The organism is Rheinheimera riviphila (assembly GCF_004005945.1).
Taxonomy (GTDB): domain Bacteria; phylum Pseudomonadota; class Gammaproteobacteria; order Enterobacterales; family Alteromonadaceae; genus Pararheinheimera; species Pararheinheimera riviphila.
The window spans coordinates 35055-59749 of the sequence record NZ_SACS01000021.1 but is presented as its reverse complement, the minus strand read 5'-3'; the positions used below and the strand labels follow the sequence as shown (position 1 = coordinate 59749).

General features: G+C 50.1%; 19 protein-coding genes. 13 read left to right on the top strand and 6 right to left on the bottom strand.

The genetic code is table 11. The annotated features are described in order from the left end of the window. The first annotated feature begins 67 nt into the window (after positions 1–67). From EOE67_RS16645 to EOE67_RS16625, 5 genes are all read left to right on the top strand, one after another. Positions 68–634 carry a cohesin domain-containing protein gene (locus EOE67_RS16645; protein ID WP_127700464.1) on the top strand — a complete coding sequence of 189 codons (567 nt, stop codon included), beginning with the start codon at positions 68–70 and terminating at the stop codon, positions 632–634. A gap of 168 nt (positions 635–802) precedes the next feature. Continuing rightward, positions 803–1237, top strand: a complete 435-nt coding sequence (locus EOE67_RS16640; RefSeq protein WP_164852401.1) for a globin domain-containing protein — start codon at positions 803–805, stop codon at positions 1235–1237. Positions 1238–1599: 362 nt separating this feature from the next. Next, positions 1600–3990, top strand: coding sequence for a putative bifunctional diguanylate cyclase/phosphodiesterase (locus EOE67_RS16635; protein WP_127700462.1), 2391 nt, complete (start codon positions 1600–1602; stop codon positions 3988–3990). After that, positions 3990–4820 carry a DUF3034 family protein gene (locus tag EOE67_RS16630; RefSeq protein WP_127700461.1) on the top strand — a complete coding sequence of 277 codons (831 nt, stop codon included), beginning with the start codon at positions 3990–3992 and terminating at the stop codon, positions 4818–4820. Before EOE67_RS16635 ends, EOE67_RS16630 begins: the two co-directional genes overlap by 1 nt. A gap of 29 nt (positions 4821–4849) precedes the next feature. Beyond that, a complete protein-coding gene (locus EOE67_RS16625; RefSeq protein ID WP_127700460.1) occupies positions 4850–5299 on the top strand; it encodes a group I truncated hemoglobin in 450 nt (149 codons plus the stop codon). Between the two features lie 30 nt (positions 5300–5329). Here EOE67_RS16625 and EOE67_RS16620 read toward each other — a convergent pair whose 3' ends face one another. Further along, positions 5330–6064: a type 2 periplasmic-binding domain-containing protein gene (locus EOE67_RS16620; RefSeq protein WP_127700459.1), complete on the bottom strand. Its 735-nt coding sequence runs from the start codon at positions 6062–6064 to the stop codon at positions 5330–5332. 109 nt (positions 6065–6173) lie between these two features. On the opposite strand from EOE67_RS16620, the gene EOE67_RS16615 reads away from it, so the two are divergent. Then, on the top strand, positions 6174–7124 hold the full coding sequence (locus EOE67_RS16615) for a D-2-hydroxyacid dehydrogenase (protein WP_127700458.1): 951 nt from the start codon (positions 6174–6176) through the stop codon (positions 7122–7124). Positions 7125–7255: 131 nt separating this feature from the next. Next, positions 7256–9262 (top strand): tetratricopeptide repeat protein, encoded by a 2007-nt coding sequence (locus EOE67_RS16610; protein WP_127700457.1) that lies wholly within the window; start codon positions 7256–7258, stop codon positions 9260–9262. 59 nt (positions 9263–9321) lie between these two features. On the opposite strand, the gene EOE67_RS16605 is transcribed toward EOE67_RS16610, so the two are convergent. Next, complete coding sequence (locus EOE67_RS16605; RefSeq protein ID WP_127700456.1) at positions 9322–10164, bottom strand: pseudouridine synthase family protein; 843 nt, start codon at positions 10162–10164, stop codon at positions 9322–9324. 108 nt (positions 10165–10272) lie between these two features. Here EOE67_RS16605 and EOE67_RS16600 point away from each other — a divergent pair, with 108 nt between their 5' ends. Both EOE67_RS16600 and EOE67_RS16595 read left to right on the top strand, forming a co-directional pair. Next, positions 10273–10965 carry a choice-of-anchor H family protein gene (locus EOE67_RS16600; RefSeq protein WP_127700455.1) on the top strand — a complete coding sequence of 231 codons (693 nt, stop codon included), beginning with the start codon at positions 10273–10275 and terminating at the stop codon, positions 10963–10965. Continuing rightward, a complete protein-coding gene (locus tag EOE67_RS16595; protein ID WP_127700454.1) occupies positions 10937–11860 on the top strand; it encodes a hypothetical protein in 924 nt (307 codons plus the stop codon). The genes EOE67_RS16600 and EOE67_RS16595 overlap by 29 nt, the downstream gene beginning before the upstream one ends. On the opposite strand, the gene EOE67_RS16590 is transcribed toward EOE67_RS16595, so the two are convergent. From EOE67_RS16590 to EOE67_RS16580, 3 genes are all read right to left on the bottom strand, one after another. Beyond that, a complete protein-coding gene (locus EOE67_RS16590) occupies positions 11845–12924 on the bottom strand; it encodes a hypothetical protein (RefSeq protein ID WP_127700453.1) in 1080 nt (359 codons plus the stop codon). The genes EOE67_RS16595 and EOE67_RS16590 overlap by 16 nt on opposite strands. Then, entirely contained in the window at positions 12921–15536 is a 2616-nt protein-coding gene (locus EOE67_RS16585; RefSeq protein ID WP_127700452.1) for a hypothetical protein, read from the bottom strand. Before EOE67_RS16585 ends, EOE67_RS16590 begins: the two co-directional genes overlap by 4 nt. Before the next feature lie 68 nt (positions 15537–15604). Further along, positions 15605–16996: a PhoH family protein gene (locus EOE67_RS16580; RefSeq protein ID WP_127700451.1), complete on the bottom strand. Its 1392-nt coding sequence runs from the start codon at positions 16994–16996 to the stop codon at positions 15605–15607. Positions 16997–17192: 196 nt separating this feature from the next. Between EOE67_RS16580 and rapA the strand changes: the two genes are divergently transcribed. The 4 genes from rapA (at position 17193) to EOE67_RS16560 (ending at position 23001) form a co-directional block, all read left to right on the top strand. Then, positions 17193–20105: an RNA polymerase-associated protein RapA gene (rapA, locus tag EOE67_RS16575; RefSeq protein ID WP_206099642.1), complete on the top strand. Its 2913-nt coding sequence runs from the start codon at positions 17193–17195 to the stop codon at positions 20103–20105. 67 nt (positions 20106–20172) lie between these two features. Next, positions 20173–20826, top strand: coding sequence for a pseudouridine synthase (locus tag EOE67_RS16570; protein ID WP_127700450.1), 654 nt, complete (start codon positions 20173–20175; stop codon positions 20824–20826). Between the two features lie 165 nt (positions 20827–20991). Next, entirely contained in the window at positions 20992–22059 is a 1068-nt protein-coding gene (locus EOE67_RS16565) for an OmpA family protein (protein ID WP_127700449.1), read from the top strand. A gap of 150 nt (positions 22060–22209) precedes the next feature. Further along, positions 22210–23001 carry a DUF3530 family protein gene (locus EOE67_RS16560; RefSeq protein WP_127700448.1) on the top strand — a complete coding sequence of 264 codons (792 nt, stop codon included), beginning with the start codon at positions 22210–22212 and terminating at the stop codon, positions 22999–23001. 23 nt (positions 23002–23024) lie between these two features. Here EOE67_RS16560 and EOE67_RS16555 read toward each other — a convergent pair whose 3' ends face one another. Then, on the bottom strand, positions 23025–24590 hold the full coding sequence (locus EOE67_RS16555) for a methyl-accepting chemotaxis protein (RefSeq protein ID WP_127700447.1): 1566 nt from the start codon (positions 24588–24590) through the stop codon (positions 23025–23027). Positions 24591–24695 lie beyond the last annotated feature (105 nt).

Below are 24695 nucleotides of genomic sequence, written 5' to 3'. Positions count from 1 at the left end.
TGCTGAACTGCGCTGCGGTCTTTACAGCATAACAATTTGATTAAATGATTAATTTTGGATGTGAACAATGAAAAAATTCTTTGCGGTACTCGGTTTATTCTTCAGCCTGCAAACACAGGCTGCTTTAATCAGTGTTGAACTGGACAATACCAGCTATCAGAAAGGCGATACCATCAGCGCCAGTATCTGGATGAGCGATTTAAACACCGCGCTGGCCGGTTTTAATCTCGATTTATGGTTTAAATCAACGGCTCTGACCTTTGACAGCATCACCTTTGGCAATTACCTGACCGTTTTTGCTGACACCGACAAATATTCAGCCGTCAGCGGCAATTTGCTGAACTTCTCGGAACTGAACTTTGACGCATTAGATTTTGAACTGGCTGAGTTACAAGCCACGCCAGACAACCGTTTCCAGCTGGCGACCATTACTTTTATCGCCAAAAAAGCCGGTGCTTTTGCCCTGAACTTCAACAAAGTTGAATTAAGCGATGGCTGGGGTGTTGAGATCCCGGCTGACGAAGTGCAAATCGGCAACACCAGCGGCGTGATTGAAGGCGTGGAAGAAGTTCCGGCACCAGCAACGTTGCTGTTGTTGGTACCAGCACTGCTGTGGTTAGCCCGTCGCCGTTAAGTAAATCGTCCAGCGACGAGTCAAAGGCGATGCTCTGATCGCTGATGACGGCATCGATGAACTGCTCCTTCGGGGGCAGTTTTTTTTGACTTTATTAAATCACAATTGGGGTAGCACTTCGGACTATAGTATTAACCACAGCTTATTTAAGCGATGGAGAGAGTTCAAATGGAATTGACTGTGGTCGAAAAACACACCATCACCTCGACCTTTTTATTGCTGGATCAGGCCGAGAAAAGCTTTGCAAAGCTTTTTTATGATTGTTTGTTTGAATTGGCTCCGATGATTAAACCAATGTTCAAAAGTGATCGTCAACTGATCGAACAGCATTTTTTCATCATTTTCAGCACTGCGGTCGGCAATGTGACGCATCCGGAATCACTTCGAACGACCCTCCTGAATTTAGGCGAAAGGCACCGCGCTTATGGTGTCGAATCGTGTCACTTTGGCATTGTCAAATCAGCCCTGCTCTTGGCGATTCAGCATGAATTAAAAGGTCAGTGCAACGCCAACATAGAAAACGCCTGGTCCAAATACTACGACTTTCTGGCCGCCACCATTCAGGAAGGAATGCTGAGCCAGTCACATATAGCGCAATGCTGAGCACCACAATCAGCAGATAGCAGGGCCAAATAATCCCTGTTCGTCAGTAATTGGTTCGTCAGCAATTGTACTGCCAGCCAGTTCGTTTCACACTGTAAAGCGCCCTCGCACAGCTGAAGATTCTGAAAGATCCTGATCACCCTGCGGCCGAAATTTGAAGTTCTGCCGATCCCAGCTTAAGGTTAGATGCTGGTTTTACTTCATCTAAAGACCAGCCGCTACCACAAAATCAGCAGTAAAGTCCGAAATAAACCGGTTGAACTGTCTAAAAATCAGATGGATATGCAAATCCGTAACTTTTGTTATGTTTCGATTATGGTATGCTCAGGTTATTGCTGAGGACCGAATATCACCGAGGTCTCATGTTCGATTCGTTACGCATCCGATTGATCTTATTATTGTTAGGCTTGCTCAGCTTGATGGCGGTTGCCATTGGTTTTGCCACGCTCAGTGCGATGAAACGGGACAGTTATTCTCAGGCGCAGCAGTCGTTGTCGGTCGCCAGCAAAGTGTTCCAGCAAGCCCTCGCCAACCGCTCCGAGCAGCTCAGTACTTCAGTACGGATCGTTGCCAGTGATTTTGGTTTTCGCCGCGCCGTGGCAACGTCCGAGCAGGAAACCATCGCCTCGGTGCTGGAGAATCATGGTGGCCGTATTCAGGCCAATGTCAGTGTGTTGTTATCCCCCAGCGGCGAATTACTTGCCAGCACACAGCAACAAATCAGCCAGACGCAAATCACAATTTTATATAAAGAAATGAAGCAAAGTGGCCGCGACAGTCTGGCCGATATTGTGCTGATCGGTGACGACGCTTATCAGTTGGTAATGATGCCGGTGAAAGCCCCGCAGCTGATCGCTTGGGTCGGCATGGGGTTTTTATTGGATCAGGATTTAGCCACCCAAATCAAAGGTGTGACCGATCTGGACATCAGCTTCAGCCGGGTGACGCCGGGCCAGCAGCTACTACTGGCCACCACCTTGCAACAACAGCTACCGGCAACCTTGCCGCACAATACCGGATCTAGTGTCGGCGATGGCGAAAATCTGGTGTTTGACGATGTGATCCCGCCTTATTTAACCCACGCCGTGGCGCTCGACAGCCAGCAGCAATTGTTTGCGTTTTTACATTTAGCCACTGCCCGCTGGCGTGACAACTATCTACAGGCGCGCAGCCAATTGCTGTTGATTTTTGGTCTTGGCCTATCGTTGGCCTTATTACTCGCCTATCTGGTGGCGCGCAGCATTACCCAGCCACTACGCCAACTCACTGATTTTGCACGGCAAATTGGTCAGGGGATCCGAGCAACAGCGCCCCTTATTCATAAAGGTGAAGTGGGTTTACTCAGCCAAACCCTGACCAAAATGCAGCAGGATATTTTACAGCGTGAACAACAAATCTTGTTCCAGTCACAACATGATTCACTGACCGGCCTCGCCAACCGCAGTTTTGTCGAACAACAATTACCAGCGCTGCTGCACCAGCCGAACTTGCAATTATTGCTGATCAACATCAAAGACTTTAAACATATCAACGACACCTTTGGTTATCAGAATGGCGATTTGTTACTGCAACAACTGGCCAACCGCCTGAAATCGAGCCCACTATTAAGCCTGCAGCCGCCATTATTACTGGCGCGGCTTGGTGGCGATGAATTTTTGCTGCTTTTACCACAACAGCTACCACAACAATTTCCACAACAGCCGCCCCAACAAAGCCGAACAACGCCGCTTGCGAGCCTGCAATTTGCGCTGAGTCAGGAATTTAAACTCGGTGGTTCCAGCATGAATCTGACGCTGGCGCTGGCGCTTTATGTGCTGGAATCGACCGAGATCAGCGCCGACGATGCTTTGCGCCGGGCCGATATTGCGATGGTGCACGCCAAGGTGCGACATGACCATCTGGCGGTGTATCAATCAGGTCAGGATGAAAGTCATCAGCGCGAACTAACCATTCTGCGTGACCTGCCGTTGTCGTTAAAAAGTGGTCAGATGTTTGTGGTGTATCAGCCTAAAGTCAGCCTTGGCCAGCAAATTTGTCACTCGTCTGAGGCGCTGATCCGCTGGCAACACCCGGAACTTGGTTTTATTCCGCCGGATGAATTTATCCGGTTGGCCGAACATTCCGGCTTAATTGCGCTGGTGACGGATTGGATGATTGACCAGGTGCTGGCCCAGCTGACGCGCTGGCAGCAGCAACAGCTTAAAATGAAAGTCGCAATTAACCTATCGGCGCACGATTTACTCAATCCCGAATTGCCAGCGCAGATGGCAAGCCGGTTACAGCATTTTCAGCTGTCACCGTCGGCGCTGGCGTTGGAAGTAACCGAAGGCGCGGTGATGCAGGACCCGGCACAGGTCATTCATGTGTTAACCCAGCTGCGGGATATGGGCATCGAACTGGCGATTGACGACTTTGGTACCGGCCAGTCATCATTGGCGTATCTGAAACAATTGCCGGTCCACGAAGTGAAAATTGACCGCGCATTTATTAAAGATATTGAGCATAATCAAAATGATGAGCTGATAGTGCAAGCCACCACTCAACTGGCACATGGCCTGGGTTTAAAGGTGACAGCGGAAGGTTTGGAAAATGTCGCCGGCCTTGCCAAACTACAACAGCATGGTGTGGATACAGTGCAGGGGTATTTTTTCTCCAAACCCTTGCCGGCAGCAGCCTTTGAGCAATGGCTGCAGACGTTTGAACCCAGTCGCGACCGTTGGTTTGGTCGCAGCGATAATAGCGGGAGTTTTTGATGAAACGACTGATCTGTGCTTTGGTTGGATTGATGCTGTCATTGCCAGCGGCCGCGGGCAGTAAAGTCATTGCCACCGGCGGTTCGACCTCGATTGAAGGCGCCGCTGGGGGTGGCATTGTGCCCTGGGCGGTGATTAACGGCTACGCGAGTAGCGGCCAGTGGTCGGTCAATAGCTTTACCAGCCGCGTCGGTGTTGATGACTTTACCTTACAAAATTTCGGCATCGGCGCCAGTTATAACAATCAATGGGAAGTGTCACTGACCCGGCAGAAATTTAACCTCGATACTATTGGTGGCGATTTACAGCAGGACGTCTTGGGTCTGAAATACCATATCGCCGGTGAATTGTTGTACACCAGCCTGCCGCAAATCAGTGTTGGATTACAGTATAAAAAACACCGCAACTCCGGTTTACCCCTGGCCGTTGGCGCGCAAAACGATTCCGGTACCGATGTCTATCTCGCCGCCAGCAAAGTGTATTTTGGCGCGGTGGCGGGTCGCAACCTGTTATTAAACGCCACCATTCGCGCCACTAAAGCCAACCAAATTGGCTTGCTCGGTTTTGGCGGCGCCAACCACAATAACTACCAATATATGTTTGAAAGTTCAGCGGCGGTGCTGCTACGGCCGGATTTGGCGGTCGGTATTGAATTCCGGCAAAAACCAAACAATCTGGCCTTTGCTGACGAAGAACACTGGCGCGATATTTTTGTCGGTTGGTTTATTAACCAGAATTTCAGTGTGGTGGGTGGTTATGTTGATTTAGGCAGCATCGCTGGCCTCGCCCAACAACAAGGCTATTATCTGGCGCTGGAGGCCACCTTTTAATGAAAGCATCTCTAATCAAAGCATCCCTAATGAAAGCATCATCTTTATCCGGCCTATGGCTGAGTTTGTGTTTAGCGGTGTTTGGGGTAACCGCCCTGAGCGGTTGTAGTCAGACAGCTTCGAAAGATCATCTGTATCAACAGCTTGGCAGCACAGTGGGCATCGAAAAAATCGTCGATGCTTTATTGGTCGAAATTGAAAACGACCCACAAATCGTTCACCATTTTCGCGACACTGATATTGCCAGATTTCGGAAGTTATTGATTGAACAGCTCTGTGAACTCAGCGGTGGCCCGTGTAAATACACCGGTGTCAGCATGCAGGAAAGTCACACCGGTTTTAAAATCACCCAGGCCGATTTTGACAATCTGGTGCGGCATCTGATGAAAGTGATGACGGAACAGAACATTAGCATTGCCGCACAAAACCAGCTGCTGGGCCTGTTGGCACCGATGTATGGGGATGTGGTGTATCGTTAGTCTGGGCTATTCTGAGCCGAACAGGCAGCATTATTTCACCTGTTCATAACGAGCATGTTGATAGCTGGTCCGGCTGTGATGGAGTTCGGCCAGCCTGCCACTCCGATACAGCTGCGCCATACCCAAATCATAAGCTCTGGCCAGCTGTCTGCCTTCAAAATCGTTCTGAAACAATGGGTAAAGTGGCTGTGCTGCTAAAATCTCCAGACTATACAGCGGCAGCACCATTGGATCTGGTTGATGACTCTGATAGCTGATAAATGCCGCCAGCCGTTGGTGTTGCAACAGCATAAAACCTTCTTCTTCAGTGGCCACTTCATAGGGTTCAACCGGAACCGGTAAATACTGATCAAAGTCATACCCCAACAACCAGCCCACCGGACGGTCTTTTAACTGGGCTAAGTTTTGCAGCGGCTGTAGGCTGTACAACTGCACACTTTGATCATAATCCAGATGCCAGCGTGGAAAAAACCGACTGGGATCTTCGTGGTGATAATCCGCCAACAACACATCAGCCCGCTTGGCATAAAACATGTGTTTTGCCCGCTTCCAGTTACTGAGCCGAAAATTCAGTTTGATATCCTGGCTGGCCATCGCTTCGCGGAAAATCTGAAAATATAAACCAGAGCCGTCGGCATGGGTCAGTCCTTGCCACGGAGAAGCCGCGATCGTAATCGATTTCGCCATCACAGCCGGCAAAAACAACAGCAACAACATGCCGCAGCAGTAACGGGTTATGGCAAAATGAACCTTCAATACAAACATAGACTGCCATCCAGCGCCAAACATCGTCGGATCATTAAAAATCATAAGCTACTTTATCAATAGGTGTTTCTTTTGCTAAAAGCAAGCTTTACACGAATAAGGACAGCCAATGCCTCAGCTGGTATTTTTGGATCAGGCAACTTTGCCGGACGTTGATTTAAGCCCGTTGCAACAATTAGCAATGCCGTTTAAATGCTACCCGCACACTGCGCCTGACGAAGTACTGGCTCGGTTGGCTGACGCCAGGGTCGCAATCGTCAATAAAGTGGTGCTAAACGCGACCACCTTGGCGCAATTACCCAACTTGAAACTGATTTGTGTTGCCGCCACCGGCGTTAATAATGTTGATCTGATAGCAGCAGCAGCGGCCGGGATCACCGTCTGCAACGCCCGTGACTACGCCCAGCACGCAGTGCCGCAGCAAGCGCTGGCGTTGTTGCTGGGATTGTTTAATCAAATCGTGCCTTATCAGCAGGCGGTGCAACAAGGCGCCTGGAGCCGAAGCCCGCAGTTTTGCTGGTTGGGTTACCCGATCCGGCAATTAGCCGGGCTGAATTTTACTGTGGTCGGTTACGGCGGATTGGGACAGGCGACCGCGCAACTGGCGGCCGCATTTGGCATGAACATTCTGATCGCCGAGCGACCGGACAGCGCCGTTGTTCGCAAAGGACGACTGAGTTTTCGCCAGGCGTTACAGCAAGCCGATGTCCTGTCACTGCACTGCCCCGCGACCGCCGACAATCAACAGCTGTTAAATCGCGAAACCTTAAGCTGGCTGAAACCCTCGGCGGTGCTGCTCAATACTGCCCGTGGCAGTCTGATTGACTCCACCGCACTGGCCCAAGTGCTGAAAAGCGGCCAGCTGGCCGGCGCCGCACTTGATGTATTAGACATCGAACCACCACCTCTTGATCACCCGCTGTTGCAACCAGACGTACCAAACATCCTCATTTCACCCCATGTCGGCTGGGCCAGTCAGCAAGCGATGCAAACATTGGTCGAACAAACCGCTGACAACATCCGCAGCTTTTTTGCCGGGACACCCAAACGTTGTTGCTAGAGCTGTTTGGCAGTTAAGTTCCGCTTTTGTGGTCAATAGTGTTTGGCTGGTCCACTGCCACCAGAGTACACTAGGCGTTTGTAGTGCAGCGACATCATGCCGACATTACTTTTCTTGCAGGAGCAGCCCAGTTGAATAGTCGTTGGTTAATCATTTTGTGGTGTCTGAGCGCCCCGTTGCACGCAGATCCGTTGGCCACCGACATCCAACAAATTCAGCGTGAACCGGCGCGATTTGCCAGCGAACTGAGTGAAGTCGCGGTTGAACAACGGGATGCCATCCACTGGTACAAACTCGCCCATGCCTATTTGCGTCTGCAAAACAAAGATGCGGCGCTCAGTAGTGTCAATATGGCTTTGCAGCTGGGCTTAGCTGACGACGTTACCGTACAGGCGCTGGAGCAAAAAGCGCTGATTTACGGCATGTTATTTCGCGATAATCAACAAGCATTGGCGGCACTGCAACTGGCTGAAACCAAACTCACCAGCCTGAACTCGGCGAATAAACCACAGTTACAAACCAGCGTGTATGAAAGTTTTGCCCAGGCCTACAATCAAACCGGCAACATGACCGAAGCCATTCGGTATGCCGAGCTCAGTATCGCCATCGCCACTGAACATCAGCTACCGCTGCCGGAATTACAGGCACGACTGACTGCTGGCCGACTGGCGCTACAGCAAAACAACTTTGTGCTGACCCAATTACATCTGAGCCGGGCGCTGGCCTTAGCGATTGAATTGGACCGCACCACGTCGTTAGGCTCTATTCATTTGCGATTGGGGATGGCCTATCGCAAGTTATCGCAGCAAAACCTGGCACTGGAGCATTTTGCCAAAGCCGAACAGCTGTTCCAGAAACCAGCGGACAGCCGGCAACGGCTGAGTGTATGGATTAATCAGGCCGAAACTTACCTACAACTGGCCGATCCGGTTGCGGCAGAACCGATTTTGGCTAAAGCCCTACAGCTTGCCACTGAATTACAGGATGTCCATTTACTCGGGCTGGTGTACTTCGGACAAGCGCAGTGGGCGATGCAGCAACAACAATTGCCGCAAGCCAGACAACAGCTGAATAAAGCACTGCAGCTGTTTAATCAGTTAGAGCATGCAGGCCAGCAACTGGAAGTCAGTTTGGCGATCGTTGAGGTTGCCTTGCAACAGCAGGATGTTGAAGCCGCTAGCGCTGCCATGCCAGCGGAGACTTTACTGGCCGACTTACCGGATTTTCTGCAACAACGGTATTGGCAGATGGCGGCGCAGTTAAACGCAGCGCGCTTACAGTGGCAGCCGGCATTTCTGGCCAGCGAAAAGGCCAGCGTATTGCAGAGCACCTTACTGAAAAACCAACAAAAATACACCCTGGATTTGCTGAATAACAGCTTGCAGCTGCAACAGCAGCAACAACAATTGACTGGATTGCAACGTCAGCAGCGCTGGTACCAACTAGCTATTTTAATATTATCTATCAGTTGGGTGGCAAGTCTGTTCTGGTTATTCAGACGGAAACGACAGGGCAGGAGCCGAGAAGATCTGACTGAGGCGACCCATCTGCCACAAGCCGCTAGTTGGACTGAGTTTTGCCGTAAACTGCAGCGCGAGTATCACAAATCCCAACCGCTGCAGCTGCAGTGCATTCAACTGGCACAACCACAGCAGTTTAAGTTTCTGTGTGGTGAGCAAACTCTGCGTCGTGCCATGCAGCAATTGATCAGCGCCTTGCCCGCTGAACATCTGGCCAGTTATGCCGTGCACACCGACGCGGTATGGCTGATCTGGCGTTGTCCACCCGCAGGCTTTGCTCAAATCGAACAACAACTGAATTACTTATTGTTGCAACAACAGGCACAACTGCCAACAAAACCAACGCTGTACAGCTTTGTCGCACCACTACAGCCGTTGCTTGGCGATTACTGGCAACCGGCAGACTTGGCTGGCCTGCGCGAACTGGTGTGGCTCAGCTGGCAACTAGCGGCTCAACAACAAAAAGCACAGCAGTTATACCGGGTGCAGTTGTACTGTTCACAGCGCAATCCTTGTAGTTGGCAAACTGAAAACGTCCGCGGCGACATTACCAACGCGCTGCGCCTAGGGCTGATTAGTTTAACCTGTAACGATTTGCCGCTGGCGAAGCCGCATTAATCATTTGGACACAATCACTTCTGTGGCCTGATGATTAACGCAAAATTAAAGAAACTCCGTCACTTCACGCCATAACGACGTAGTTCAGCCGGCAGTTGATAATGATATTTACGTCGGCCACCGCCCAGCGCAAAACTCAATTCCACGGCCTGTAACCCTAAACCTGCCGCATCCTGATTGTTGCTGCCGTAACGAGGATCGCCCATCACCGGATGGCCAATGTCAGCAAAATGACGGCGGATCTGATGTTTTCGACCACTAATCAGCGTGATATCCAGCAACGTAGTTGTCGGTTCCTGCCAGCCTGCGACCGGGCTGAACCTGGTTTCACAGGCTTTACCGTCAAGCACGGCATGAATTTGCCCCGCAGCCACCAAGGTAGCATCTAGCTTCCCCAGCACCAGTACCTGATATTTTTTGCTGATTTGATGTTGTTGGATCAGCAGACTGAGTTCCGCTGCAGTTTTCTGCTGATGCGCCACTAACATTAAACCACTGGCTTCCCGATCCAACCGGTGCAGTAAAAATACCGGCCTTTTGCTTTGATGATAAAGTTCGACCACCCGCAGCAAACTCAGATGGTCACCCCATTCGTTGCCTTGCGACAACATACCGGCCGGCTTATACCAGACACTGAAATTACCTTCATCCGCCACCAGCACCGGTGCATCACAGCTGCGTTGCAGTAAATCGCTGTCATAATTTAAATGCAGTTGCTCACCAGCTGCGACCGGGCTTTGTGCCCGGCGTAATCTTTTGTGCTGTTTGCCACGTTGCCAGCTGACGGCACCTTTGTTCATCGCATCTTTCAGCCGCGCTTTTGACAGTTCCGGCACCGCAACGCAAAGCACATCAATCGCAAGTGCTTGCTCGCTGACCACGATAGTTTTTGAGATCCGCATGACTCATCCAGTGACCGGTTTTCGCCGGGATTTGTAAGAAGAAAAAAATTCAGGAGCTATTCAGCCGCAACAAGCAAGGATGATATCAAAGCTACAGGAGCACTGACCATGAAAACCCATGTACTACCACTGATTTTCGCATTATTAACCACCCCTTCAGTGCTCGCAACTGAACCTTTAACCGCATTACAACCAACCAAAGAATCACATTTACCGGCCAGCACCGTCGCCAGCAGCGCTAAAGCCTTACCGAACATTGCTGTCAATCGTTCACTGGCAGTCACACAAGCGTTTCAGAGCAGTGCCTGGTTCCACACCATCGATTTAACCATGCGTTATGACGGCAACAACAATGGCTTTTATTCGCAACTCTATGTCCGTTTTGACGCCCACACCGACTACAACTCACAACCGGTATATGCTGTTTACAGCCTGATTGACAGTTCAGGGTATGAAACTGTCATCCACACCAGTTCAGTCTTCACACTTTATGGCCAAAGCAGTCAGGACTGGTTCGCTATCGAAACTGATTTAAGCCAGCTGCGGACCGGCTATTACAAATTGCTGATTGAATTGGTCGATGCCCGCACCGGTTACCTGCTGGCTGAAGTGTCCGGTTACGACAATGACACCTTAAATCGTCTGCCACTGGAAGATCAGAGCCGCGACGATTTCATCGAAGTGATAGTGCGGGAAGAATCCGGCGGCAGTCTTGGAGTTTTCAGCTTTTTAGCATTAAGCTGTGTTTATCTGAAACGACGGAAATCATCTGGTGCTGAAAATTCTGTTTGTGCTGAATAGTTTACTTTGGTCATCACTCCTGTCAGCGGCTATTGATGTGCAAAAAACTATCGCCAAAACGACGACTGAATTTCGCTATCAATGGCCGCCGGAGCCAGAGTTAAGCTTTCAACTCGACAACACCGCGATTAAAGCGCAGTCCGGTAGCACCCGGCGTTATTCAACTGAACTTGCTGATCAACATATCCGCCATCAGGTGCTATTGGCGGCGGTGAAATTGCAACAACGCGGAATTCGGGTGCAGATGTCGCCGAAAAACCTGCCATTTCGGGTGACAGTGCGCGGCAATGAAGCCAGCCAGGTTGATCAGGTACAGCAACAATTGCAACTAGCGCAACAGCAAGCTTACGACAACTACCTGAAACGTGATTTTTATTATCTAATGAAAAGCCCAACCGGCGAGCAATTTGTGATCCCGGATCACGTGCGGGTGATGCAACAAAGCCGCCCGGCGTTGCAATCCATCTCGAATGCCTTTGTTGATTTATATGGCAAAAATAATATCCGGCAAATCTCCGGAAAAATCAGTGATTGGGTGCAGCAAATCCCTTATCAGGATTTATCCAATCGCCAGGCGTCCGCCGGCAGCGGCTATTCAGCGCCACTGAAACTGTTGGTGGAACATGGCGGCGATTGTGACAGTAAAGCCGTGTTGTATGCGGCGGTGTTGCAGAATATTTTCCCGAAAAACAGTATCGGCATTGTGTATTTTCCAGACCATGCGGTCGTGGCCGCGCAAATCCCGCCACTGGAGCATGAACTGACCGTCACTTTGCAGGGGATCACCTATCTGGTGGTGGATCCAACAGGCCCTGCCCCAACGAAATTAGGCACCTTGGCGCAAAAATATCAAACCTACCTGACCAACCGCCAGTTTACTTACCGTTTGTTCTGAGTCTCATCCGTGCCGCTGCGAATTTGCTCCACCTGATGAAACACCTGCACCCAGTCCGCCGGAATATTCCGTACGCCCTGATTGTCACCCCGCCGCAGCCGCTCGATATGCACCAACAACCGGTGAAACGGGGACAATACTTTGGTCTTAAACCGGCGCCGCAGATAAATCGATAACAACATTAATGTCGCCAGATACAGCAGCAAATGCCCCATAAAATTCATCAGCTCACTACTCACCGAAGCGATATGCACCGGCTCCAGATGTAATGTCAGATGTAGCTGCTCAAGGGTTTTTAAATTGTCGCTGTGGTGGATCAGATCTTGTGGTTGTACCGGTACTACCTGCATTTTTTCAACCGTTAACAACGCCTGCCCAACATCATTCATCAACTGAACCCGTGCGCCTTGCTGTGCCTTCGCCACCAGTTTCAGCATGGTGGCTAAATCAAGCTCCAATAACAATTCGCCGATATGCTGCTCTTTTTTCTGTACTGGGATCGCCAGTAAAAAAATCGTTTCAGCGGCATCGACTTTATGCAGCCGGATATCCGGCAACCCCAATTTATGCTGTTGTTGTTTTTGTTCCCAGTACAGTTTTGACTGTAATTCCTGAGCAGCGCTGCGGTTATCGGTTGTGGAGTACCAGACGCCGTTGTTCGAGACATAACTAAACTGACGGATCACGATCGTGCTGCGCTGGCTATGTTGCAGTTTTGGTGTTAATTGCTGCAGCATGGCGACTTCTGCATCACTCAGTTTCGCATCAGGTTGTTCAGCCACCGCCGACCACAACATTCCGGGCAGCGGCTGACTGGCATCGCTTGCTTGCTCAGCCAACAAACTCAGTTCAGCATCGGCTTTGAGAATGGTCATTAAGTGCAACAACGGACTGAACTGATGTTCCAAATCTTCCACTGCGGAATTTAGCAAGTTTTGTTGTTGCGCAATCCTTTGATTTAAAGCAATAAAGTAGTCGAACACTGCAGCGGCAAATGCCAGACACAACACCACGAGGAAAGTGCGCAGCTGCGATCTTTTATATTCGTTATAGAGTGGATTCATCGGTTCATGTCCGTCGTGCTGCCTTGATGTTGTAATGTTATGTGATACAAATGGCGGCTGAGTGCCGCACTACCTTCTGCCATCACCCACAACGGATGGCTGGTGCCTGCTGATACCAGTTCAGTTCCCTGACACCACAACACAAACTGCGGCAGAGTTCCATTTGCGTTGAGTTCTTCATACCTTGAGCAAGGCAAACAGTAATAATCCCGCTGCAAATCACCGGGTAATGCTGCCGATGGTGTTACGGGCTGCACCTGATAATGCAAGTTATGCAGCTGTTGTTCAATCCACCAATACTGTAGCGGATCCGGCTGACAGAGCCAGATGTTTGCTTTTTTGCCGCTGATAATACCAGCAGCACTACTTTGAAAGGCACTGGTTAATACCTGCGGTGTCAGCGGCTTCGCCATTAAAAACAATTGTTCCGATTGCGCCAGAGCCAGCCATTGTTGCGGCTGACGAACCACCAGCAACACTTGCACCTCAGGAAAATAACGTCGCACCACTGCGGCAATTTTGCCGGCCAATGCTGCATCTGCTTGCACAAAGTCTTCATCAATCAGCATTTTGCTAAGTTCTTGCGGTGAACTCTCACACCATTGCAGCAATTGACTGGCGTCGTCCATCGGCAGTAAGTCCAGGCCGGACTGTCGGAACAAGCGCCGGTACAATTGTTGTGCGGCGCCGGGCGGGCACAATAACATCGCACTGCCGGTTAAGACTTCAACGGTCGCAGATTCCGGCTGTAACGGCACTTCACAAGGCACAATCAACACCATCTTATTACCGGCAGCCAAATCAGCCCGTGCCGATAAATGCGCATTTAATTCCGCTAATTGCTGTTGGATTTGCCGGTAAGCGACGGCAGTTTCGGAGTGGTCTTCTGCAGCAGGATCCAGCAAGCTCAGCCATTGCCCATCCGTCAGGCTATGTGCCTGATCGACAAACTCAATCCGCAGCTGATTGGTTTCAGCCAGCATCAGCCGGACCAACAAAGTCCCGGTGTCGATACGCAGTTCAGTTTGCGTCAGCAGATTTTGCAGGAGCGGCAATAATCGTTGTTGCTGGATGAATAACGCTACGGGAAAATCGATACTGGCTTCCAGCAAATAATTACGTTTGGCATCGGCCTGAATACGTTGTGCCAACAACCGCGTCAGATCCTGCATCATGTCAATGCACCACGTCTGTTCAGCAGTGTCCGGCGTCACTTGTTGTAACCAACTGCGACTGATATCTGCCAGTTTTGGGTCCAGATTCGGTTGTTGTAACCAGGCTTGCAACAAAGCGGTGGCAGCAGGCCAACCGGTGGCTGGCATGGCTGTAGATCCAGGCTCACTGCTTGAACGGTTCAAACTTGCTTCGACACCATCTGACGACCTTAGCTCTGGCGGCCTCAACAACGGGTCAATTTGCGCTTCTGCAGCACCGTCGTCCGCTAAAGATGTTGACGAGAGGAAGGTGCCTGCCGTTGACGGCGTTTCTTGTTCAGCAGTTGATTCGAGCTCAAGCGCACCAAGCACTGGCGGCTCATAGCCATGTTCAGTGGGGTCGATCCATTCTGCGGCGGTTATTTCTGCCGCCATCGCGACACCGGCAGCGCGCCGCAGCTGGCGGTGGATCAGATAAAACGCCAAGCTTAACAATAAACTTAAACCGGTTAATGCCGCCAGTAAGCGCATTTTGATGGTCGCCAGTTCTTCCAGCATCGGCGCAGCATCGCGTTCAACCACCAGATAAAGTTGCCATTCCGGCAGCTGACGGTAACTGGCTAAAGTTTGCCGTCCGAGATAATTCAGATAATGACTGGCGATAAAGCCACTGCTGCTGCGTGCAACTTCGATCATCAGACTGGTCAAAGGCCAGGCTCCGGCATCCTGATAACGCTGTTTACTGCGCAGCAGATTTTCCGGCGGTCTTTTGGCATAAATTTTTAGGGCTTGTTGCGGATCCTGAGTATCCAGACCTAATCGTGGTAATAACGATTTCTGAAACCGGCTACTCGATAACAACTCGGCATCTTTAGACAGCAATAGCAGTTCTGTCACCTGTTTTGGTATCGCCATCAGCCGTTGTAATTGTTGCTGCAGCTGACTGGCATCAAACCACAGCACCAGTCGTTGTTGCTGCTGGTCGACCTGCAACGGTAGGATCCATTGATCTTTGAGCACTAAAGGCGGTAAAAAAGTAGCGGAGGTAGCAGACTGAAAATTGGTCTGGCTAAAGTAGGTACTGGCATCGGCGGAGCTCAGGCGTTGCACCCGCCCCTGACTATCTAACACAGCATACGCCAGCAATGGATCCGGCCATAATACCCGGCGGATTTGCTCATCAAGTTGCTGTAGTGGGTCAACCAGCGCTGATTCAACACCTGCCACCGGCAGCTGTTGTACTTCCAACAGTTCAGTTTCCAGATAAGCCAAATGCAGCTGGTAACCCTGTTGCCAGTTTTGCAGCAAAGTTTGCGCTTTATCAAGCTGTTGGGTGAGTTCATTTTTCTGTTGCAGCAGCTGCCAGGATCCACTTTGCAGCAATAACCAATAACCACAGCTCCAGATAAAGCTGATGGACAAGACAAAGACCAGACCAGACCATGAAAACACTTTCACCAGGCTTCCACTTCCTCGATGCGACAGGGCTGAATAGCGTAACCTATCAGCCCATCAAGTCAACCTGTTTACAAATTGGCCTCGGCAAAAGACGCCAATCGACTGCGCACCACGCCATTGAGGTTGATGGTGGTACTGCCTTCAAAGTTTTTAAAGCGCTCGACAATGTAAGTCAAACCGGACGTGACTGCGGTTAAATAGTTACTATCGATTTGCGACAAATTGCCAGAACAAATCAGTTTGGTGCCTTCACCGCAGCGGGTGATGATGGTTTTGAGCTGTGCTGCAGTTAAGTTCTGACATTCATCCAAAATTACAATGGCGTTTTGGATGCTGCGGCCACGCATAAAATTCACCGACTTAAACTGGATATTGGCTTTATCCATAATGTAGTTGACACTGGCGTGCGGGTGCTCGTCAGTTTTATGCAGTACTTCCAGAGAATCGGTAATTGCCGCCAGCCATGGCGCCATTTTCTCTTCTTCGGTGCCCGGTAAAAAGCCAATCGACTCGGCAATTTCCGGCGTGTTGCGGGTGACAATCACTTTGTCATACAAACCACGTTCGATCACCATTTCCAGTGCCGCCGCCAGCGCCAACAGGGTTTTACCACAACCAGCCGGACCGGTCAGGATCACCAAATCCATATCCGGGTCCAGCAAGGCATTCAGCGCCATTGCCTGATAGACATTTTTTGGCATCACCCCCCAGGCCTTTTTATGCATCAGCCGCTCAAAGCCCAAGTCCAGCACTTTAATTTCATGTTCATTGATTGCAACCACCCGACCAGCGAAGGTTTCATACTCGTCGACCAGATATTCGTTGATATAAGCATTGGGTAACACCGAGCGCGGCAAATAGTGATAGGTTTCACGCGCTTCATTCGCGCTGCGACAATCTTTGATCTGGCTCCAGAAATCGCCGGGAAATTTAAAATAACCTTTATATAAAAAGCGCACATCGTCGATCAGTTGGTCGGTGCGGTAATCCTCAACCAGTTTCAACCCGGCACCTTTGGCCTTCAGCCGCATATTAATATCTTTAGTGACCAGAATGACTTTAACCGGCGCTTTTTCCCGTTGTAAAAACAACGCGGTATTGATGATTAGGTGGTCGTTCTCGCCACCAGGCAAACCTGGAATTTGATCGGATAAATGATGGTCGTTGACGATAAATAAATGGCCACTTTCTTTTAAATCGGTGGGCGCCGGCAAAGCGACACCGGCCAGCATCTGATCCGGAGTGGCATCTTTAAGCACATCCTCCAATGCGCGAATAGCCACCCTCGCTTCACGACTAACATCTTTGTGTTTATCTTTAATATGGTCTAATTCTTCTAACACGGTCATCGGGATGACCACGTCGTGTTCCTGGAAGTTTAAGAAGGCGAAAGGTTCGTGCAGCAGAATGTTGGTATCAAGGACGTAGATTTTTTTCTCTTTGCTTTTTCTTCGCGCCATATGCAGCTCCTTAGCGTGGGTAAAGCCGAATTGAACTAATGCATTCGCTTTTCTTTTTAATGTAGAGCAAGAATCGATGTTGCGGATGACATTCGCATGACAGATTTTCATCTGTTGCAAAAAAACCACAGCATTCAGATGCAGTTTGTGGCGATTCTTAGTACCATGCAGCCCCTTTTTCGGAGTGGTAAAAAATATGATGAAATTTGCACTAGGGCAACGTTGGATCAGCGACTCAGAGTCTGATTTAGGCTTGGGTACCGTGGTTGGAATTGAAGGCCGCATGCTGACTCTGTTGTTCCCGGCGAGCGGCGAAACCAGGCTGTATGCCATTGCCGAAGCGCCTCTGACCCGAGTGCAATTTAATCCGGGCGATACCATCAAAAGTGCTGATGAATTCAGTCTGGTTGTTGATACCATTGAAGAAAAAAATCAAACCCTGATTTACCATGGCCATAAAACCGACACTGGCGAAGCGGTCAGTCTGCGCGAAACTTTCCTTGACCATTTTATTAGCTTTAATCAGCCACAAGACCGCTTGTTTGCCGGTCAAATCGACCGTTTTGAATGGTTTACCCTGCGCTATCACAGCTGGCAGCATATCCATCAGCAACAACAAAACCCGATGCGTGGCCTTGGTGGCGGCCGGGTTAGCTTAATTCCGCATCAACTATATATTGCCGATGAAGTCTCTAAACGGCATGCGCCACGCGTTTTACTGTCGGATGAAGTGGGTTTAGGTAAAACCATCGAAGCTGGCCTGATTATTCACCAACAATTGATTGCCGGTTTAGCGCAGCGCGTGCTGGTGGTGGTGCCAGAATCGCTGATGCACCAATGGCTGGTCGAAATGCTGCGTCGGTTTAACCTGAAGTTTGCCATTTTTGATGAAGAACGCTGCACCGAAGCCAAAGGCGATGGCGGCAATCCATTTGAATCTGAGCAGCTTGTGTTAACAACGCTGGAGTTTTTCAGCCGCAAAAAAAGCTGGCACGAAGCGGCCACCGAAGCGCATTGGGATTTACTGGTGGTGGACGAAGCGCACCATTTACAGTGGAGCCAGGACAATCCAAGTACCGAATATCAGCGGATTGAAGCACTGGCTCAGGACACCCCAGGCGTTATTTTATTAACAGCAACGCCAGATCAGCTGGGCCACGAAAGTCATTTCGCCCGCTTGCGGTTATTAGACCCTGCCCGTTTTTACGATTATCAAACTTTTCTGGGCGAAGAGCTGCATTACAAAACCATCGCAGAACTTGCCAAAGAAGTGTTGGACGCGCCAGCTATTTCAGCCGCGACCGCAGCAACTTTGCAGCAAAAAATCGCAGAAACGGATTTGTCTGCAGAGCTGACCTTATTACAACAAAGCGAGCCAAGCCCAGAGCGTCAGGCTGCCGAGCAATCGGTACTCAGCCAGTTATTAGACCGCCACGGCACCGGCCGCATTTTATTTCGCAACAGCCGCGCCGCCATTGCCGGTTTTCCAAAACGGCAGCCGCATTTACTCCCGCTGGAAATGCCGGAACAATATCAAAACGCCATTAAAGTGCAGCAGGCCTTTAATGCCAGCCAAACTGACGCGCAAAAAGCCCGGGCACAGTTATTTCCGGAGCGGATTTTCCAGGAATTTGAAGGCAATAAAAGCAGCTGGTGGCAGTTTGATCCAAGGGTTGAACTGATCATTGACCGGATCAAAGCCAATAAATACAAAAAGTTCCTGATCATTTGCGCCCATGCGGATACTGCCATTGCGCTGGAAGAAGCGCTGCGGGTGAAAGAAGGCATTCGGGCTGCGGTATTCCACGAAGGCATGAGCATTGTCGAGCGCGACAAAGCCGCCGCTTATTTTGCTCAGGACGACAACGCCGCTCAGGCGCTGATTTGTTCGGAAATTGGTAGCGAAGGCCGTAATTTCCAGTTTGCCCATCAGCTGGTATTGTTCGATTTACCGCTGAATCCGGATTTATTGGAGCAGCGCATCGGCCGTCTGGATCGGATTGGTCAGCAGCACGATATTCAAATTTACCTGCCATTTTTCAAGAATCACCCACAAGAAATTCTGGTGCAGTGGTATCACGAAGGCTTGCAGGCGTTGCAATTCACCAGTCAGACCGGCCGCGCGGTGTTTGAAGAACTGCAACATCAGCTGCTGGCGCAACTTGCGGCGAATCAGCCAGATGCCGATGCGGTGGCAAAACTGCTGCACGATACTCAGGCGCTGAATTTGCAGTTAAAAACTAAGCTCGAACAAGGTCGTGACAAGCTGCTGGAAATTAACTCCGCTGGCCGCGGTCATGCAGCTTCGATTGCTGAGCAAATTGCCGTGCAAGATGACGACACCGTGCTACCGCTGTACATGATTAAAGCCTGGGATATTCTGGGAATTAATCAGGATGACCGTAGCGACACCAGTATTATTCTGACGCCATCAGAACAAACACAGGGTCATTATCCGGGTCTGGACGAAGACGGCGTGACCGTCACTTTCGACCGTCAAACCGCGCTGGCACAGGAAGACATCCAGTTTTTAAGCTGGGATCACCCGATGGTGCAAGGCACGCTGGATATTGTGACTAACGACAGCATGGGCAACAGCTCGGCGGCGGTGATGTTCAACAAACAACTGCCAGTCGGCACGTTTTTTGTTGAATTTATTTATGTCGCCGAGGCCAGCGCACCGGCTGAGTTGCAGTTAGGCCGTTATTTGCCACCAACGCCAATCCGGTTATTGCTGGAAAAAACCGGTAAAAACCTGGCACCCAATGTGCCCTTTGATAACTTTAACCGGCAGCTAAAACCGGTTGGCCGTCAGACGGCAAGTAAACTGGTTGGTGCGCTGCAAACCACCATTCACCCGCTCATTGCGAAAGCCGAAGCTTATGCGTCAGTACAGTTAGTGCAAATTCAGCAGGACGCCCAGCAGAAAATGCAGCTGGCGTTGACGGCACAAATCAGCCGCTTGCAGGCCTTGTCGAAAATTAACCCGTCGGTGCGGCCGGAAGAAATTGCCCATTTGCAATCAATGCAAACACAACTGACGGATTACATTAGCAAAGCGCGACTGAAATTTGATGCGATCCGGGTGATAGTTGCCAGTAATGAGTAGCAAAAACGATGAGTAACGGCCATCACTGCTTGCATCATCGCTGTCCATTGCGGTCTGCGGAATTGCCATGTTGATCCACTATGAGCCGCCGCTGTGGCCGTATCTGGAGATTGTCTATCAGGACAACGATCTGCTGGTGCTGAATAAGCCCAGCGGATTGTTAACCGTACCTGGCAAAGCGCCGGAGCATCAGGATTGTCTGGAGCGCCGGGTGCAACGGGTGTTCCCGACGGCGCGTATCGTACACCGGCTGGATATGGCGACTTCCGGATTAGTGGTGATGGCGCTTAGCCTCGACAGCCAGCGGCAACTCAACCGGCAATTCGAACTGCGTCAGACCGCCAAACACTATATTGCCAGGCTGGAAGGTGTGGTCAGTGCACGTCTTGGCAGCGTTGAGCTACCGCTGATTTGTGACTGGCCAAATCGACCCAAACAAATGGTGTGTTTTAGCCGCGGCAAGAAAGCTTTGACCCATTTTGAAGTGCTGGCAACGGATGCCACCAGTAGCAGAGTGCGATTAACGCCAGTGACCGGACGTTCGCATCAGCTCAGGGTGCATATGCAATGGCTTGGACATCCGATCCTTGGTGACAAATTTTATGCGTCTACCCATGGACTCGCAGCTGCGGATCGCCTGCAATTGCATGCTGAATTTTTAGCATTACGACATCCGGTAGATGCACGTTGGTTGGAGTTTGCGGCACCAAGTCCATTTTAGTGCTAAAGCGAATCAATTAACCTTTGATTCAGTTATAACTGTTAAGATGGCGCCGCTCGCTTATAAAATATTCAGAAAATCTGAACTAAATTTAAGCAATGTTTGTTTAATACAGGCAAATCAAATAAAATTAGCGAGTTGGAAAAACCCCTAAAGGAGAGATGGATGAAACTTAATACTAGCGCACTGGCCGTTTTGGCTGCTTTACCCCTGATGTCGTTTGTTGCTTCTGCTGCCCCAACTGCAGAAGATTTACAAGATCGGGTTTTTGGTTCTGTTTTCTACGAAGTTTATAGCCCTGATAGTGACAAAGCACGTTCTGCCGAATGGCAAAACGTCGACAACGGCAATGGCCGTGGTCTGAACATCGGCTACCGTATCAACAAAGAATGGGCAATCCGTGCCGAGTTCGCTCGTCAGGATCTGGACAAAGCTACTGTAGGTTATGACGTGAAAGGCAATCGTGCTGGCGTCGATCTGATGTACCACATTGACAGCCTGCCAGTTTACGTTGTCGGCGGTGTGAAAAACTTCACCACTGGCCGTTCAGCATCAGCTGCCAACGTCGGTATCGGTGCAAACTTCTTTGTTTTAGATAACTTAGCTATTTTTGCTGAAGCGAACCGTTACCAGGGTATCAGCCAGTCATTTGCTGATACCGGCCTGAAAGTTGGTTTAAGCTATGTATTTGGTTCAGCACCACAAGCTGCTCCAACACCAGCACCACAGCCAGAAGCAGCACCTGCGCCAGCACCAGTGATTGGTGATGCGGATCAGGACGGTGTGACTGATGACAAAGATCAGTGTGCAAACACCCCGATCACTGACAAAGTTGATACCGTTGGTTGTTCAATTTTCACTGAAACTTCAGTGCGGATTGATTTAAACGCTCAGTTTGACAACGACTCTTCTGTTGTAAAACCTGAATATCATGCAGACATCGAAAAACTGGCGAACTTCTTAAAACGTTTCCCAAATACTGATGTTGAAATTGCCGGTCACGCTTCAAATGTTGGCAAACCAGCCTACAACATGGCGCTGTCACAACGTCGTTCTGATGCCGTTGCTGATGTATTAGTGACTCAATATGGTATCGACCGTTCACGCGTAAAAGCTGTCGGTTACGGTGTCACTAAACCACGCGCTGCCGGCAACAATGCTGCTGCTCACGCGGTTAACCGTCGTATCGAAGGCCATGTTACTGCATCTGTAAAAGAAGCTGTTACCCGCTAAGATCAAACTTTCTGCATGGCATTTTTAGCCATCGCATGATTGCTCAAAGGCTCAACTCAGGTTGAGCCTTTTTTTATCCGGCCGATCGCTTTAAGTTTCCAGTTTGCCCGCCGATACTTTGCTTAATCTATCCTTACAACAGTATTCCTGATGATCACTTTTAAGATAGCTTCAGCGACGCAGGGCTTACTGTTGTTGCTACTCCTTTCCTCCGCCAGTTATGCCAATAATGCTGAACTCAGTATCGAAAATTTCACCACCACTGATCTACAAAATCAAATTGACCCCATTGAAATCAAACCATTACAGGCGGGCGCACTGACATTTACCGTGCTGGAAAAACCTGCGATGACCGCGTTTACCAAAGGCACCGTGATCCTGGTGCCCGATTGGTCACAGCATGCAGCAAGCCCGAGAATGATTAATGTCCTTCGCCAGCAACTGGTCGATTATGGCTGGAACACCATAGCGATGATGGTGCCCGATCCGCTCCCGGAAACGAATGCCGAAACCATGCTGACTTATCAAACTGAGCTGTTGGCACGGCTACAAGCAGTGATGAAAAGTGCTGAAAACAATACCGGCAGTATTATTGTGGTGGCGCAAGGTAGTAGTGGCGCTTTGATTAATCAGCTGTATCAGAGCGGGCAGCTAAAAGCACCTGAAGGGTTGATCCTGCTGAGCGCTTATCTGCCGGACAAAGCATTAAATCAGGCCGTATCGGTGGCGCTGGCGAAACACAAAGTCCCGACGCTGGATATCCAGCAGCAACAAGACAATTCTTTTGTGATGGCCAGCAGCCAGTTGCGGCTGCAGCTGGTCCGAAAACACATCAAAGAAATATACCGGCAGCGGCTGCTACCGGGTTCTATCGATCAGCCGCAAAACCAACAATGGGTGTTTAATGAAGTGTATGGCTGGCTGAGTTATCTTGGTTTTTAACCCAGCAGCCTTATAGCACGGCACTAGCCTTGTTTTTTAAACCGCTCCACCAGTTGATACAGGGACTCGGCATTTTGTTCCAGATCGCTGCTCACTGCCGCAGCCTGTTCACTATGCTGATAACTGTCGCCCGCCAAATCGGCAATCCGGCTAACCTGGCGGTTAATATCTTCCGATACGTGCGCCTGTTCCTCAACTGCGACGGCAATCTGGTGTCCCATTTTGGCAATGATATTGACCGCAGCCATAATGCCGTGGAGCATAGTCTCAGTTTCGATGACTTTGGCTACACCAAGTTCAGTCGCTTTCACACCGTCATTGGCCGCAGATACCGCTGAGCTGGCACCAAGCTGCAAATTCTTGATAATCAGCTGAATTTGTTTGGTTGATTCCTGCGTCCGCTGCGCCAGATGCCGCACTTCATCCGCAACCACGGCAAAACCACGGCCTTGCTCGCCTGCCCTGGCCGCTTCAATGGCAGCATTTAGCGCCAGCAAATTGGTTTGTTCAGCAATTTGTTGAATGATATCAGCTGCCTGAGTAATGCTGGAAGTTTGGGTGGCTAACTCTGTCACTGCGGCAGAAATCGCCTGCACCGCTCTCGCCAACGCTTGAATTGCATCTTTGGTTTGTAACGCAACCTGTTGCCCCTGGCTGGTCAGTTCGTTGGCGTTCGCAGCCTGATTCGAAGTTAACTGCACATTTTGTGCAACTTCGGCAATGGTATGCGTCATTTGGTTCATCGCAGTCGCCGTCTGATCGGTTTCCTGTTGTTGCGACGTAATGGACGATAAGGTTGCTTTACTTAAGTTGTGGGCTTGCGCTGATTCTTTGGAGGCCAACATTGCAGCATCTTCCAGCCGGGTTAACACGGTACGTAAATGCGCGCCTTCGGTGATGAGCGCCAGTTCCAGCTGTGCCCACACGCCACTGTTCCCGGTAAATACCTGACTGGCGACCGGGCATAAAAACGGGCTACTTAATTGCGCTTTTAGTTTCTGTTGCGCTTTTTGCATCCCAGCCCGCTCCAGACTGACCAATCCAAAACTACTCAGCGCTGCCGCAACACCGGCGCCATACTGGCCAAACAGCATAGCGCCACCGACAGTAATGGCCAATACTGCCGCCATCCCAGCCGGTATTTGCCAGGACTGCGCCAAAGCACCACCGGCAATACTTTTGCCGTCTTTAATTTGTTGATACACCTGCTGTGCGCGATTGACTTGCTCGGCGGTTGGCCGCACCCGTACCGACTCAAACCCCACCACTTTCCCGTGCTGCAAAATGGGCGTGACGTACGCATTCACCCAATAATAATCGCCATTTTTGCAGCGATTTTTAACAATCCCCATCCAGCATTGACCTTTTTTCAGGTAATCCCACATCCCGGCAAACACTGGTTCCGGCATATCCGGATGGCGCACCAGATTATGTGGCTGCCCGATCAGTTCCTCGCGGGTAAAACCGCTGACGTCGACAAAAGCATCATTACAAAATTGAATATTTCCCTGAACGTCTGTGGCTGAAATTAAGCGTTGCTCAGAGGCAAAGGTCCGTTCTCTGGATGTAACAGGCAGGTTTTGGCGCATGGTATGACAATCCTTCGTGTGAAAACATCATGTTTTGGTTCCGGAAAGGATCCATCTTGGAAACTTTTCAAATTAAAGCTAGTTGAGCTGTCGCTAAATTCAAGA